The organism is Altericroceibacterium spongiae (assembly GCF_003610805.1).
GTDB classification, from domain to species: Bacteria; Pseudomonadota; Alphaproteobacteria; order Sphingomonadales; family Sphingomonadaceae; genus Altericroceibacterium; species Altericroceibacterium spongiae.
In genome coordinates, this window is the sequence record NZ_RAPF01000002.1 from 372,060 (window position 1) to 387,313 (window position 15,254).

Below are 15,254 nucleotides of genomic sequence, written 5' to 3' on the forward strand. Positions count from 1 at the left end.
CTTACGCCTGAAAGTCCGAAGTGCCGCAATCGCGCGGCACGTCGAGCACGTTCTCGTCGGCTTCCCACGGATGCTTGTCTCCCAAGTTGACGGTGCCTTCGCGCCAGCTATCGTCGACGTACAGCCAATCGATCAGGGCAGGAAGGATCGACGGCGGCGAGTAGTGCCACCGCTTTTCCCTAAACGCTGCAGCGCGGCGGCGTAGCCATTCGGGATCGTCGGCAAAGCAGACCAGCATATCCAGCGCTGCCACCGTTTTTTGCAGGATTGCCGCGCGTCGCTGTTCCACGTCCGGATTCGGGTCCGGCGCAGCACGTTCATGACGCCAGCTCGGCTCGGGCGCATCCAAAACCTCCTGGATGGATGTGGCGGCTTCGAGAAAGGTCTTTTGCGCCCCCCCGACGAATCGCTTCCGCGGCATTCGCGCGCGCGTGCCTCGGGCTTGGGGCGACGGGTCGGCCTCAGTAGCGAAGATGAGCGGAAGATGCGCGACGAGCTGGAGCGATCTTCCTTGATAGTGCGGACGCGGCTTGAGGTCGGTGGTGCGGATCGGGTCTATGTCCGCGATCACCATCGCTGCCTCCTTCGCGCCGAGCGCATCACTGTGCTTGCTACCGAGCTGGAAGATCCCCGGCGCTAATGAGCCGTAAGGCGTGGCGGTCTCCATTCCGGACTTCCAGCCATCGAGCCCGATGAATGCGCTGCCACCGACACCTGCCGTTGGTTCGACAGCATTGCAGAACGCGGTCACGAGCCCGGCTGCAAGATACTGGTTCTGCCCGAAGATATGATAGTCGGCCGACCGGGACGTCATAGCCGGAAGAATGATCAGGGTCCGCTGCATGGCTTTGCCGCGAGCGAGTTCCGGAGGCTCCTCGACACTGCGATATGACGTCCAGCGAGCGAACACGTGCATGTCGTCGTTGAGCGATTCAACAGCGCCGGAGGTCGGCCAAGGAATCGCGTAGCGTAAGGCGAGGTTTCTATTTTCCTCCAGGATGCCGATGTAATTGGAGCTGCTGGCGTGGAGAAACATCTCCGAGCACACAAGCTCCACCGTGTAGGTCCCGAGCCGGAAGGGATCTTTTTGATGCGTCAGCATAGGCTGCCACACCTCTTTTGCCGAAGGCCTGATCAGCTCGCCTGCGGCCGGCGAAGGATAGCGCTTGCGCCGGACCGCGCACTGAATTTGGATTTTGTCTTCGGAGGCCCAAGCGTCGATGCAGGTTATTAGGGCCGAATGCATTTCCCACTCGATGGTGCCGGGTGCCCCGGGCGTGACTGGCCGGAAGAATGGAGAAGGCCCGTTCGACGGGATGGTCGTCGAGATCGACGCGCCATCGGGAACCCTGAACGTTCCGCACCAGATGGTAAGCGACAAGTTCATCGCGGCAAGCTGGCGCGTCAGCCAATTCACCGTCTCGGGCCGCATGCTGTATTCTGGAAGTACGAGACCATCCACTTCGAAGCGGGCGCAGGCGCGCAGCACTTCGCGCATGATCGCCCGCCGCCGGCCTTCGGCAACAGATTGGAAAACGCCGCCACGGTTTACCGTCTTCGCATCAATCGCCTTCCCATCGAGACCGCGCAAACCTTCATGCTTTCCACCTCCCGTGCCCGGTGCGTAATAGGTGTCGGCGACATCCCATTGCACTATCGCGACCCGTTGGAGGCCCTGGGCACGCTTGGCTCGTTGGCGCCATAGCCCGTCTTGCCATTGAAAGATGCGGGCCATCGCATCGGCGGGCGCCAATGCGGAGGATGGTTCTTTACCGCTTGGTGGCAGCGCCGCAAGGTGCGCCTCGGGGACCGACTGAATGGGTCGAGAACTACTCCCAGCTCTTGCATCATCTCCTTGAGCGACTGAGTCGCTTACAGGCGAACTGGTCTGCGCTCCTTGGCTCGATGCCACAGTCGGAGCTTGATCTGCCTCGGCCGGCCCGATTTCGACCGGCGCGTCTCTCCCGAGCGGCTCACTTTTGTCTGTCGGCCCCGGCGAGCCGCAAAACGCCACCTCGGCCAGGCTTTGCGACACGAGATGAAGTCCGACGACTCGGTCGTTGTTCCAGGCCACGGAGTAACGGTAGTGAATGCGACCGTCCTGCTCGTCGCACTCGGTCGATAGTCGACGCTCGCCCGCGACGTAGGCTACGTCGATCTGCCACTCGGACAACCGATGCGCACTGCCGTCCGCTAGGCGTAGCACGGGCCTTCCGTCGACGACTTCGCCGGTCCGCGGATTAACAGTTGAGCGCAGGACGTCGATGCGGATCGCCGCAGCCGTGGACAATTTGGCCAAGTGGTCTCTGAGGCCCTCGGGAATGGCGGCGCGAAGTGGCTCGAACGCGTTCCACGGCCAATCACCGTCGTCTGCGGTTTCGGGCGCAGCGGCCGCGACGAAGGGCAGCAAGGCGGAAATCGCTGTTGCCGCCTGTTCAAACCCATCGGACGTCATGCGCCACAGAGCTGGCCGATCGTCCCTGGACCCAGCATTCGCCGGAGGGGTCACCTGCAACAATGTCGACACGAGGATCAACCAACCGAGCGGAGTGATCGCATCTCGCGCCGCCGCCGCCGCGGTACGGCGACCCGCGATGATTTGTCCAAAGACTAGCAACATGTGTCGTGTCTGGACTTCAGGATCACCATCGATGAGGTTTTCGGGGTCGTCGATCAGCGCGATCTCACCGCCCAAACACGGGGTGACGAAGGAGAGGTCGATCGGAAGGTCTTGCAGTTGTTCAAGGCTGCCCGAAGACAAGGCGGCCGCCATTTCAAAAGCCAGAGCGCGTAGCTCAGCCATGGTTCCTAAAAGGGTGAGCCCCAATCCGAACGCTGCGATTGGAACTGCGGCCGCCTCGTCGACGTCTTCGCGCCGCGCCTCGACGCGGTGTGCCGCGGCAAACCAAGCCGCCGCGCTCCGTCTCAGACTGGGAGCAAGCGAATCCCCGTCGGGCCACAATCGGCCTGCAGCAGGGAGGGTTCGGCTCACCCGCCGCGCAGCCCGCGCCGCGATCGCCGCCGGCCGGCCACTATGGTTCGCATCGCCCGCTGTGCCCAGCCGTTCGTTCATGAACACGCCTTCGGCCGTCGCAGCAACGAGATAGGTCGCCTGCCGGTCGGGAAGCTCGGTTGTGCCGAAGGCGTTGAGGAGTCGCAGCGCGCGCGCGATGCGGGTCGGAATAGCGCCGTCCTCGGTTCGCAAGCCAGCGCCCCAGCGATCGGCGCCGGAAAGCCGGGGCAGTACGCGCGCCAGGATTGCGTCGCGGCGGTGTCCGTCTCGATCGAGCTTGATATCGCCATGGCCCTCCAGCCCTGCGATATCTTCGGCGGGGCCTTCGGAGCGGCGGCAAAGGTCACGGACCGCCCACCCGTACCGCCAGTAGTCGGCGTCGAGAAGATGAACCGGCCGAGCTTCCAGCGCGTTGCCATTCCGTACGAAGGCGTGACTATCGACCGCTTTGCGTGGCGCGGTCCAGCAGATGAGAATCGCGCTGTGAATATCGGGCGCACCGCCCGCATCGACAGGGGCAAAGAAGGAGAAGGCAGTCGGAACCGGTATCTGTTCGGTCGCGGCAATCAACAGGTCGCGGTAAGATCCATACCCCCCTTCGTACAACGCGGCGATATCCCGCGCATCCCACTGCAATTCGAGATCGAAGATCGGCCTGATACCCGCAGCCAAATCGGCTTTCCATAGGTGGAGGAAATCGTGTGTGCTGGAGGTTTCCTGCCGCCACTGCGCGCCCACCGGACGCGGCGCATCACTGCGCGGGGAGGCAAAGAGCAGATGTCCGGCCTCGCACCAAAGCAGCACACCCGAGGCTTCGAGGCCCGGAGGTGATGGTAGAGCCTTGGCATCGCTCTGGTTCGCGATCATCCGTATCAGCCGCGGTCGAGACTGCGCGAGGGCGGCGAAGTGTCGATGGGCTACGTTGACGAGTGTCGCGGCGGCATCGACTTCCACGGGATCGATCTCGCCTTGATCCGCCGCACCGGGAGTCCAGATTTTCAGGATCTTGTCGACCACCTGCCCGATTCGAGTCGCCTGCGGATCGGCAGGCGGAGCTGGTGACAGATCCGAAGCATCGGTGCCGAGCCGTTGCAAGTTGACCAGTGCCGTTTCGAGGCGGCGAAAGGTGCTGCGCGTCTGCTGTTCGGAAGGGACGGAAAGTCCGGGAAGACCTGGATCGAGGTCGCCATCGTGGCGATAGAGCGACAGTCGTAGGCCCTCGGGTAACAGATTGACGCCCTCGACGGGCGATAGATACAGCATCAATGCTGCAAACGGATGAGCGCCGACGGCGATTTTCGCGTCCTCGAGCACGGACAGCGCCAGACAAGCGACGATGGCGACTTGGCAGCGGATATCGTGACGCTCTAAGAACGATTGCGACCCCGCGCCGAGGAAGGCGCTGGCCAAAGGCGCAAAGAGGTCGTTGAGCACCGCCCTTGCAAGTCTAACCCGCCGATCCGCCCAGCAGTCGCGAGCATCTTCCTCCAGCGCCTCAGGTATATGGGCTCGCAGCGCGCGTTCGAGTGCTTCGAGCGCCGCGAGCGCGACATCGAATGGAGCGTCGGCCATCCGCGCGCCGACGTCGACGCGAAGCGCTTCGTTGCGAAATAAGCGAGCAATCTCGGCCGCACCCACGTCATCTTGCCCAGCCGCGATCAGCCAGAGACGTCGGTAGGCGTTCGCGCGGTCGCCGAATCGCACTTCAGCGGCGCGAAAGGCGCGTTCCAGTCGCTCGTAGATCCGCTCCGGACGCCTGAGGTCGTCGAGTTCCGGGTCGAACAGTAGGCCCAGCGCGGTACGGCGATCGATGTCGCCAGCGTCGGCCAGCGGATCCATCGTGTCGGTCACGGGCATGTCGGCCAAGGGACCGGAGAAGCCGAACCCCATGCGGCTGTCGGTCAGCCATTCGCGCGCCTCCTCGCGCGTCATCAGCGGGGGGGTCGGGTTCTTGCGATTGAGCGACAGTCCTCGCAGTTGGAGATGGGTTTCGATTTTTCGCCGCAGGAGTCCGGCGACGTCGGCGTTGGGACAGATGATGATGATGTCGTCGACGTAGCGCGCGTAGGCAGCGCTGCATCCACCTCGGTGCCGTTCGGGCCGGGCATCGTCGCGATCCGTCGCCGTGTCATTGGCGCTGCGACCGCTTAGCCCCCAGTCGTTCTCGGCATCATCGTCCTGATGGGCGGCGTCGATGCGCTGGATCTCGGCCCGCATCATGTCGTCGAGGTCGAAGAGCGAGATATTGGCGAGATAGGCGGACAGATCGGGACCCTGCGGCAACCCGCTGAGGCGCGCGACGGTGCCCGTCTCGGGATCGGCATGCTCGCTGTGAAAGGCATGGCGAAGTAGGAAGTCGGTGAAGACGTTGGCGCGGTTGGCCGCGTCTGCACCAGTGTCGGGCAGCAGCAGTGGCGCGAAACCCAGCGGCCCGCCGTCGGTCTGCGCGAATTGAGCGAGTGCTCGCTCGAGCGGCCCTTGCAGCGCGTCGCCGATCACGTCGCGCCGGACGAACTCGTAGAAGCCAGTGATATCAAGCCGCAGTATCTGCAGATCCTCGTGACGATAGCGGCGGATCTTGCCGTCGAGATGGTCGATAAAGGCGCGCCAGCACTCAAAGTACGGGCGAAAGATGCCTTCGCGCACCGGCGGGGCTTCGCCGTTCACGATCCCCATATCGATCTGGTAGGCGAAACTCAGCGCCTCGGTCTCGCCCTCAGCGCCGGTTCGGTAGATACCCTTGCCGCCTGTCCGGCCATCAAAGCGGACGGCGGGGATCCGGTCGGAAAATCCCGCCGCACCAGGACGATCGCGCAGCAGCTCGATCAGCGCGTACTGCTGCAGTAGCGCGTCGGCCGCTACGGGCCCGGCCTTGAGGCGGTAGCGCCCGCCGCCCTTGGGGAGATGGCGGGCGAGGAGCGGCGCCATCGGACCGTCGCCTATTTGCAGCCGCTCGCGGTGGATATGGAACAGTGGGGTCGCGGCTACCGCCAGCCGCTCCCAAGCATCGTCATCGAGAGGATATTCGCGGCGCTGCGTGGATGATCGCCCGACCGTCAAGGCGGTGATTAAGTCCGCGCGCGGATCACCCGAGGTCTCGCGCCCATCCACCAAGCTCGGTGCCGCGACCGCCGTTAATTCGCCGTAGCTGCGGATCGTCGCGGCGAACCCGGCCAACCTATCCTCGATGGCGAGGGGTGCAAAGACCCTGTCCCAATTTACATCGGGAAGGCTGTGGGCGATTCGGCGCGCGCTGCTCGCCAGTTGCACGGGGGACAAGCCGCCCGGATCGATGGGAAATTCGCTAAGGCCTGTTCGCACCCCGAGCATGAATTCGAGCGCGCCGTACGCTCTCTGGTTAAGTAAGGCGGATGCATCGGCCTGGACCAATCCGCGCAGATAGGTGTCGGGATCGGCCTTGTCCGCTTGCGCCGGCGGTACCACGACCTCGACCCCGAAGGCGGCGCCGCCGTCGAGCAGGCGCAGCAGCGACAGAATCAAATCGTAAGCGCCATTCAGCCCTGCGGAGTCGGGGTCGAGAAACAGGCGAAAATGAAGGGGACGATCGGCATGACTGGCGATATCCGCAAGCCGCTCCAGCGCTTTGATCTGGCCGGGCGCCGCGCGCGATCCGAGCAAGGCAACCGCATCGAAGTCGAGCGATTCCAGGCGTAACTGATCGAAAATACCTTCGACGACATAAACTTGCGCCGCGGTTCCACGCAGCTCGTGCCGACTGAGCTTCGCTTCGACGCGGTCGGCGCCGTAAAGCGTATCGCGGCGTGGGAAATCGAACGAATAGAGATAGCGCGGATCCTCATTTCCGAGAGCGCGCGCAGCGAACCCGACGGGTGCACCGCCGCTACTCCCGAGCGGGAAGACGATCCGCTTGCCCGAGTAAAAGCCTCGCAGCCAATTTCGCGCTTCGCCCTCCGGCAGCGCCGCGGCCTCGGGGCGTAGAACTCCGGCGCCGCACAGCGCCTCTTCGAGCACGCGATCGCCGGACGCTTCGCGGCGCAACGCGGTAAGATCATAAACGCCAGCTCCGATCTCGCGGAGCATGTCGGGCGCAAACCCCCGACGCTCGGCGATGCGCACAAGCTCCTCTTCGTCGGATCCGCCCCGCACGCGTTCGGCAAACTTTGTGGCGCCGCTCCGCCGATCAATCGAAGGCCTCCGGGCGCCTTCGGCAAGCGAAATACCTGCGTGGGGCGCCAGCCATTTGACCGCATCCCAGAAATCGAGGCCGTTCCGGCGCTGCACGAGCGAGAGCACATCACCGTGCGCGCCGCAGGCGAAACAATGAAAGTTGTCCCGTTCGTGGGCCCGCTGATAAAGATTGAGTGAGGGATTGCGGTCGTCATGGAACGGGCAGAGCGCCTTACGAGGTCGAGACTCTTTTCGGTCGACTTGGAGCCCGAGGGCAGTTGCGACCGCCACGATGTCGCTACGCTCAACTATTTCCCTAATATCGACGTTTGCCCTCGGTTTTAACGCCAACAGCCCCTCCTTCGTCCCCATCACGCTCCATTAGCTCTGCCGTATCAGAAATGAAGGAACTTGCCGATAAATTGAACTCCGGAATAAATTTTCTCAGATTCTAAATTATCCCGTGAAGGTAACAAGATTTGCGAATGATGGTCATCAAACGGAGCATTCGAACCGCTAAACGACAGCCTTGTCGGTGGGTCATGACGTCGCTCCGAATTGATTATAATCCTCCTCTTTTCCTTGGCCCGCCGATTGCCCGGTGATCTTGCTCCACGCGTGCCCGATCGCTTCGGCAAGATGCTGCGGCAGAAAGCGCTCCCCATCGGGCCGCGAATGCAAGGACATGAAGCTGTTTCCCCATCGCCGACAAGGGGCCGGTGCTGCGAGCGGAGTTTCCACTAGAAAGAGCTGGTCGATGGAGCGGCAGCGATTGTCGCGCATCGAATCACCGACCAGGGCGACGATCGAATGCCGGTCCAACCGAAAAGGTGGGGTGATCAGTGCCAGCAACCCCATCGCCTCCGGCCGGTCCAGCGCCGTCTTCGTTGCCTTGAGCTGCGCGTTCGCGGCCTTCGCCTCGGCCAAGACCCTTTTACCAGCGATCCGCAGCGTGTTCATGGCGATCGCGGGCGGTAGTTCGTGCAACTTCACCGTCACTGTGCCGAATATCACCGGCGCGCCCATATGCGTGTGGCGCGAAAACATCTCGCCGACCGCCTCCGACGTCTCGTCCGATGCAGCCCGATCAGTGGTGAGCGACTTGACCTCGACGATCACATTTTCCGCCGGAAACAAGATATCCGCGATCTTGCCCGTATAGCCGGGCGCCACATAATTCTCGATCGACTCGCCGCCCGCGGCGGTGAGCACCGACACCATCAGGTCATGCTGGTTCACCCTACCTTCGCCTTCTTCCCACGCAGCTTTCCTCGCGAAAACTTCGATCGAACAGTCTCACGAAAGGACGCTCATCCCTTTCGTTCGCAAGCCAGGATCGGCACCCCAATTTGATATAGTTTTCCGCCATGTCCGCGATATAGTCGCCGTGCTGTCCGTATCCAATATTGGGGCGACGCCGGAGGCCCATGAGCAGATTTCTATTGCCGCTCACCGAATATAATCGAGTCTATCAGGTGGTTCATGGCGTCCTGCTTGGCATTCCCGAGGCAAACGCCGAGAAAGCCTGCATCTTCTTCGCGACCTTCGGCGCCTATGTCCTGAACCGAGAATATGGCATCGACGCGCGGGTTGTGGCCGGGGCTTTCAGCTTTGCTATGAGTGACGCCGACGAGATTGCTTTTTTCGGCAGGATCGAGAAAGACCAGCTGGTCTCGGCGGACGACGCCTTCCACATGTGGGTCCAGACTAAAACGCACGTTTTCGATTTCATGGCTCCCATCTACCGAGAGGCATTCGCCGCCGTGCCCGGGGCGGCCACGCTGCCACGCAAGATGATGCAGAGGCGCCTCGAGGACGAGGCGCCCAGCCTCGACGCACTGCGCCAGGCCGGCGACTTTCGTTACTATCCCAATCCCGATCTCACCCAAGAACTGGTCGACCATTTCTTCGACCGGCAGCTCAACATCGACCTGCTCAACGTCGCGACCGCATGGTACGGAAAGCGGCGCGCGGGCCAGGCGCCAACCTTCGCGATGGCCGACGAAAAGGGCGCGGCGACGCATCTCGCGCTCGCGAACACGACCGCGAAGGGCGCTTGGTAGAGACGGCTGCGCGCCCTTGGAGGCCAGATCAGGGCTGATATGCTTCTCAAGATCCATAGGTTGATTGCGGCTCTGGAAGCGGCATCCACCAAATTCGAGGAATCGCGCGGGAAACCTAGGGACACCCACGCCGCATTCATCAAACAGCACGTGGGGCGCAATGTTTGACGGAATACGGCAAGTGGTCGTGAGTTGAATGCTGACGCATAGAACCGTTTGTACGGGAGGCAGCGTTACATATCTTCATCGACGAGTCGGGCGCGTTTACGGGAGTGGCGGCACCCGCGCCCTCCGTCTCGAAACCTGGCGCGCTGATCTTGGCTTCGTATCCTCTGCCCAAGCTCCTTGGAAAATATGGGGCGCCCTCGCACCAATCTTCTCAAGAACCGAAAAGGAAGAGGCAAAGGGGAGCAAGGCGCCATTCCGTGCCGCTGAAGAGTGGTAATGCCGCTCTCTTGCGGATCGCCAATGACTTTCAATGGGATACATGTTAAATGACAAGCGAGAAATCATCATATTGTCCTTTTTCACATGTCGACGCCAATAGAAGCGTTGTGCGCGATAGACGGGGGATCGAATGGGAAATAGAAATCTTGCAATCGCCGGAACCCATCGAGACTACTTTGCGGATATGAATGACGATAAAATGGGTAAAGACCCGTCGATTGTATTCGGCTGCGCTTCTCCGGAAGATGCCGCCACGAGCTATTTCAAGAATGTTTTTGAAAACTCCAACACTCGCATCCGTGAGGCAGTCATTGGCGTTTGGCTGACATCGGAGGGACCGGACAAGGCGCGAATTTTCGAGGCTTGCGCGACGATGACTCCTTGCACAGCCTCCGACGCTGGGCCTGATGAATTCGATATCGTGCTGGATGTGCGCCAGCGCTCATGAGGCGGGACGCGCACAAGCGCCGGTAGCCGCAGCCGTGATCGAGCAAAACGCAGAGCAACGGTTGACAGTCGCATGATACGCGACCAGCTTTGTTGCTGGCCTTACCTCCATGCCTGTCGCCAAGCTAAATAGGTTTCGATTAAATCTTTAGTCTGCCCGCGAAACCAGTGGTCAGATCGATTAAATGGCGACCGACACGACCCGTTGGAGTTCGTATGGCTATCCTGCTGCCAACATCTGCGAATATTCGTTTGCTCAAAACCACCCTGATGGGTGATTTTGAAATGCGCTCCGCGCACGCCACGGAGGCGATTGCCGCCCTAATAGGATTTCGATCCAATTCGGCTTACTTGGCGACTTCCAATCATCTGCCCGACGTGACGGTTTACGAGGCGGATTTCGATGCCTTCGAGGATCGCGCAGCGCACCTAGGTTACGACAGAACTTCATCGGAATTCCTGCGATTCATTTTCAAAGGGATCAAATGGCCCGACCCAGCTTGGAGACTTTTCAATAAGCGACACTCCGCCGCCCGGAACGCCTGGTTTTATGAATGCCAACGGCGCCAGATTCCATTTCTGCACATATCAAAGGCAACGAAGTATTATTCGGTTCACTGGGATCATATCAGCCTGAATTCGGAATATGATCAAATGGTTAGACAATCTCCCGAGGGCGATATAGGGAAAGTTTTGTTTCGAACTTATCAGCTGATTGCTGCCGGCGTTGAGCCCAAGAGCTTTTTTGACGGCAGCGCCTTGGTCGGGGACGTGACCGGTCTGTCTGAATCATGTGCTCGACAGATTGCCAACTCGTTCGCGTTGCGGCTCTTTCCGGGCAACGTGCAATCCGCCTTGGCGGCATGCCAAAGTACGCATAGCACCCTATCGTCGGCTGTCCATAAAAGAGCTGCCCCGTCAGGTGATTGACGCGCAATCATCTACGCTGCTCCCTGTATTACTTCGCTACACTACTACGCCCGCATTTACTTGTTGAACCGCATCCCTTTCTGTCTCTCTTGATGTGCCCCTGACGCCGGGCGGCGGTTCGCCCGGCCCAACTCAGGGGCCTTTTCTTGACCGTCCACCCGATCCGTTCCGAGGCCAGGTCACGCGGCGCGCGGATGCTGCGCACAGCGCTCGGGGCGTCGATCGCAGCCTGGCTGGAAGACCCCGCCGTCATCGAAGTGATGCTCAACCCCGATGGCCGCCTCTGGGTCGATCGGCTCAGGGACGGCATCAACGACACCGGCATGACGCTGACTGCCGCGGACGGCGAACGCATCGTGCGCCTGGTCGCGCATCATGTCGGTGTCGAGGTTCATGCACGCAGCCCGCGTGTCTCGGCCGAACTGCCGGAAGGGGGCGAGCGATTCGAGGGCCTGCTGCCGCCCGTGGTGGCGAACCCTGCCTTTGCGATCCGTAAGCCCGCCGTCGCGGTCTTCACGCTCGACGACTATGTGGGCACCGGGATCATGTCGGCGGCCGAGGCCGCGGCCCTGCGGACAGGCGTCGCCGTCCGCGCCAACATCCTGGTGGCCGGCGGCACCGGCAGCGGCAAGACCACCCTGGTCAACGCGCTACTGGCCGAAGTCGCCAAGACCACCGACCGCATTGTCCTGATCGAGGACACGCGCGAGCTGCAATGCGCCGCGCCGAACCTGGTGGCGATGCGGACCAAGGATGGCGTCGTCTCGCTGTCCGATCTCGTCCGCTCCTCGCTGCGCCTGCGCCCCGACCGCATCCCGATCGGCGAGGTGCGCGGCGCCGAGGCGCTGGACCTTCTCAAAGCCTGGGGCACCGGCCATCCCGGCGGCGTCGGCACCATTCATGCCGGTTCCGCGCTCGGCGCGCTGCGTCGTATGGAGCAGCTCATCCAGGAGGCCGTCGTCGCGGTGCCCCGCGCGCTGCTGGCCGAGACCATCAACCTCATTGCTGTGCTGGTCCGCGACGGGACCGGCCGCCGGCTCTCCGAGCTGGCCCGCGTCGAAGGGCTCGACGCCGCGACCGGCGACTACCGCCTCGCGTCGCTCTCCACCCTCCAACCGGGAGTTCTCCCATGATCCATACCGTTCGGCATGGCGCACGCCGCGCCGTGCTCGCCGCCTCCGCCAGCCTTGTCGCCCTCATCATTTCTGCGCCTGCCTACGCCTCGGGCTCGTCCATGCCCTGGGAAGCGCCTCTGCAATCCATCCTCGAAAGCATTGAGGGGCCGGTCGCCAAGATCATCGCGGTGATGATCATCATCATTACCGGCCTGACGCTGGCGTTCGGCGATACGTCGGGCGGCGCGCGCAGGCTGATCCAGATCGTGTTCGGCCTATCGATCGCGTTCGCCGCGTCGAGCTTCTTCCTGTCGTTCTTCTCGTTCGGCGGCGGGGCGCTGGTCGCATGAGCGACGCGGCCGATCCTGGCGAGCTGATCGCCGGCTTCCATGCGCCAGTCCATCGGGCTCTGACCGAGCCGATATTGCTCGGCGGCGCCCCGCGCGCGCTCGCCATCGTCAATGGCACGCTGGCGGGCGCCATCGGCCTGGGCCTGCGGCTCTGGATCGCCGGCCTAGTTATCTGGGCGTTCGGCCATGCGCTGTCGGTCTGGGCCGCGCGCCGCGATCCGCAATTCGTGGACGTGGCCCGCCGCCACCTCCGTTACCCGGCGTGGATGCGGCCATGATGAGCTTGCGCGAATACCGCAATAAGGCGGCTTACCTTGCCGACTTCCTGCCCTGGGCCGCTCTGGTCGCCGAGGGCGTCGTGCTCAACAAGGACGGTTCGTTCCAGCGCACCGCGCGCTTCCGCGGCCCCGATCTCGACAGCGCCACGTCCGCCGAGCTGGTCGCCACCACGGCACGGCTGAACAATGCGCTGCGCCGCCTGGGCTCGGGCTGGGCGATCTTCGTCGAGGCGCAGCGCACGCCCGCGCTTGACTACCCGGACTCCATCTTCCCCGATCCGGTGTCGGCGCTCGTGGACATGGAGCGGCGCGAACAGTTCCGCGAGGACGGCGCGCATTTCGAGAGCCGCTATTTCCTCACCCTGTTGTGGATGCCGCCGGCCGAGGACGCGGCCCGCGCCGAAGGATTGCTCTACGAGGGCAAGTCCAGCACCGGCGTCGATCCGTGGGAGCTGCTGGGCGGCTTCGCCGACCGCAGCGACCGGGTGCTGAGCCTGGTCGACGGCTTTGTCCCAGAGGTCCGCTGGCTCGATGACGCCGAGACCCTGACCTATCTGCACTCGACCATTTCGACCCGGCGCCGGCGCGTGCGTGTGCCCGAGACGCCGATGTATCTCGATGCGCTCCTGGCCGATGAACCGCTGACGGGCGGACTCGAACCGCGCCTGGGCGAGCATCATCTGCGCACCCTCACCGTCGTCGGTTTCCCGAGCGCGACCTTTCCCGGCCTGCTCGACGAGCTGAACCGGCTCGCCTTCGAGTATCGCTGGTCCACCCGCGCGATCATGCTCGACAAGACCGACGCGACCAAATTGCTCACCCGCATCCGGCGCCAGTGGTTCGCCAAGCGCAAATCGGTCGCCGCCATCCTCAAGGAAGTGATGACCAACGAGGCGTCGGTCCTGATGGACTCGGATGCTTCCAACAAGGCGGCCGACGCCGACACCGCCCTGCAGGAGCTGGGCGCCGACTATGCCGGCATGGCCTATGTCACCGCTACGGTGACGGTGTGGGACCGCGATCCGGCGGTCGCGGCCGAAAAGCTGCGGCTCGCCGAGAAGGTCATCCAGGGCCGCGACTTTACCGTGATCCCTGAGGGGATGAACGCGATCGAGGCATGGCTGGGGAGTCTTCCCGGCCACGCCTACGCCAATGTCCGGCAACCGCCGATTTCCACGCTGAATCTCGCCCACCTGATCCCCCTGTCAGCGGTGTGGGCGGGGCCGGAACGGGACGAGCATCTGCAAGCGTCCCCCTTGCTGTTCGGCAAGACCGAAGGCTCGACCCCGTTCCGGTTTTCCCTCCATGTCGGGGACGTCGGGCATACGCTGATCGTCGGCCCGACCGGCACCGGCAAATCGGTGCTGCTCGCGCTGATCGCGATGCAGTTTCGCCGTTATGAGAACGCCCAGGTCTTCGCCTTCGATTTCGGCGGCTCGATCCGCGCCGCCGCCCTCGGCATGGGCGGCGACTGGCAGGATCTCGGCGGAATGCTGGCGGACGAAGCCGGCGAAGGCGTGCAGCTCCAGCCGCTTGGAGCTATCGACGATCCCGCCGAGCGCGCCTGGGCGGCCGAATGGCTGGCCGCGATCTTCGCGTCCGAAGGCGTCGCGGTCGATCCACAGGCCAAGGAGCACATCTGGTCGGCGCTTGGCTCGCTCGCCAGCGCGCCGGCGTCCGAGCGCACCCTGACCGGTCTTGCGGTTCTGTTGCAGAGCCAGCCGCTCAAGCAGGCGCTTGGCTCCTACTGCGTCGGCGGGCCGTGGGGCCGGCTGCTCGATGCCGAAGCCGAGCAGATCGGCGAGGCGCGTTGCCAGGCGTTCGAGACCGAGGGCCTGGTCGGCGCCGGCGCGGCGGCGGCCGTGCTCTCATATCTGTTCCATCGCATCGCCGATCGGCTCGACGGCTCGCCCACGCTCATCATCATCGACGAGGGCTGGCTGGTCTTGGACAGCCCGGCCTTCGCGGCGCAACTGCGCGAATGGCTGAAGACGCTGCGCAAGAAGAACGCCAGCGTCGTCTTCGCCACGCAGAGCCTTGCCGACATCGAAACGTCGAGCATCGCGCCGTCCATCATCGAAAGCTGCCCGACGCGCATCTTCCTGCCCAATGAGCGAGCGGCAGAACCGCAGATCGCGGCGATCTACGAACGCTTCGGCCTCAACGCGCGCCAGATCGAAATCCTCAGCCGGGCGACGCCCAAACGCGACTATTACTGCCAGTCGCGGCGCGGCAACCGCCTGTTCGAGCTGGGCCTGGGCGAGGTGGCGCTGGCCTTCACCGCCGCATCGTCGAAGTCCGACCAGCTCGCCATCGCCGAGATCATGGAAACCCACGGCGCTGCCGCCTTCGCCGCCGAATGGCTGCGGCATCGCGGCTGCGCCTGGGCCGCCGAGTTGCTGCCCGAACCCGCGTCCGGCCTCTAGCCCGAACTCCCCCTCACGCCAGACATGGAGATCATC

9 protein-coding genes are annotated in these 15,254 nt (G+C 63.2%); 7 read left to right on the plus strand and 2 right to left on the minus strand.

The features are described 5' to 3' along the window. Window position 1: 1 nt before the first annotated feature. Both D6851_RS05230 and D6851_RS05235 read right to left on the minus strand, forming a co-directional pair. Window positions 2–7,534 carry a CHC2 zinc finger domain-containing protein gene (locus D6851_RS05230; protein WP_120323818.1) on the minus strand — a complete coding sequence of 2,511 codons (7,533 nt, stop codon included), beginning with the start codon at window positions 7,532–7,534 and terminating at the stop codon, window positions 2–4. A gap of 168 nt (window positions 7,535–7,702) precedes the next feature. After that, entirely contained in the window at window positions 7,703–8,401 is a 699-nt protein-coding gene (locus tag D6851_RS05235; RefSeq protein ID WP_120323819.1) for a hypothetical protein, read from the minus strand. Between the two features lie 188 nt (window positions 8,402–8,589). On the opposite strand from D6851_RS05235, the gene D6851_RS05240 reads away from it, so the two are divergent. The 7 genes from D6851_RS05240 to trbE all read left to right on the plus strand — a co-directional run bounded on the left by D6851_RS05240 (window position 8,590) and on the right by trbE (window position 15,218). Continuing rightward, the gene (locus tag D6851_RS05240; protein ID WP_120323820.1) at window positions 8,590–9,225 is read left to right on the plus strand and encodes a DUF2026 family protein; all 636 of its coding nucleotides are present in this window, start codon (window positions 8,590–8,592) and stop codon (window positions 9,223–9,225) included. A 577-nt stretch (window positions 9,226–9,802) separates the two neighbouring features. Then, on the plus strand, window positions 9,803–10,120 hold the full coding sequence (locus D6851_RS05245; protein ID WP_147395434.1) for a hypothetical protein: 318 nt from the start codon (window positions 9,803–9,805) through the stop codon (window positions 10,118–10,120). 215 nt (window positions 10,121–10,335) lie between these two features. After that, complete coding sequence (locus tag D6851_RS05250) at window positions 10,336–11,049, plus strand: hypothetical protein (RefSeq protein ID WP_120323822.1); 714 nt, start codon at window positions 10,336–10,338, stop codon at window positions 11,047–11,049. Window positions 11,050–11,195: 146 nt separating this feature from the next. Beyond that, window positions 11,196–12,182 (plus strand): P-type conjugative transfer ATPase TrbB, encoded by a 987-nt coding sequence (gene trbB, locus D6851_RS05255; RefSeq protein ID WP_120323823.1) that lies wholly within the window; start codon window positions 11,196–11,198, stop codon window positions 12,180–12,182. Next, window positions 12,179–12,514 (plus strand): TrbC/VirB2 family type IV secretion system protein, encoded by a 336-nt coding sequence (locus tag D6851_RS05260; protein ID WP_120323824.1) that lies wholly within the window; start codon window positions 12,179–12,181, stop codon window positions 12,512–12,514. The genes trbB and D6851_RS05260 overlap by 4 nt, the downstream gene beginning before the upstream one ends. Continuing rightward, entirely contained in the window at window positions 12,511–12,792 is a 282-nt protein-coding gene (locus tag D6851_RS05265; RefSeq protein WP_021227817.1) for a VirB3 family type IV secretion system protein, read from the plus strand. Before D6851_RS05260 ends, D6851_RS05265 begins: the two co-directional genes overlap by 4 nt. Continuing rightward, complete coding sequence (trbE, locus tag D6851_RS05270) at window positions 12,789–15,218, plus strand: conjugal transfer protein TrbE (protein WP_120323825.1); 2,430 nt, start codon at window positions 12,789–12,791, stop codon at window positions 15,216–15,218. The genes D6851_RS05265 and trbE overlap by 4 nt, the downstream gene beginning before the upstream one ends. The last annotated feature ends 36 nt before the right edge of the window (window positions 15,219–15,254 follow it).

Excerpts from the sequence above, each read along its gene's own strand:
- D6851_RS05230 (WP_120323818.1), bottom strand. The coding sequence starts at position 7,534 with ATGGGGACGAAGGAGGGGCTGTTGGCGTTAAAACCGAGGGCAAACGTC.
- D6851_RS05240 (WP_120323820.1), top strand. The coding sequence starts at position 8,590 with ATGAGCAGATTTCTATTGCCGCTCACCGAATATAATCGAGTCTATCAG.
- D6851_RS05245 (WP_147395434.1), top strand. The coding sequence starts at position 9,803 with ATGGGAAATAGAAATCTTGCAATCGCCGGAACCCATCGAGACTACTTT.
- D6851_RS05250 (WP_120323822.1), top strand. The coding sequence starts at position 10,336 with ATGGCTATCCTGCTGCCAACATCTGCGAATATTCGTTTGCTCAAAACC.
- D6851_RS05260 (WP_120323824.1), top strand. The coding sequence starts at position 12,179 with ATGATCCATACCGTTCGGCATGGCGCACGCCGCGCCGTGCTCGCCGCC.
- D6851_RS05265 (WP_021227817.1), top strand. The coding sequence starts at position 12,511 with ATGAGCGACGCGGCCGATCCTGGCGAGCTGATCGCCGGCTTCCATGCG.
- trbE (WP_120323825.1), top strand. The coding sequence starts at position 12,789 with ATGATGAGCTTGCGCGAATACCGCAATAAGGCGGCTTACCTTGCCGAC.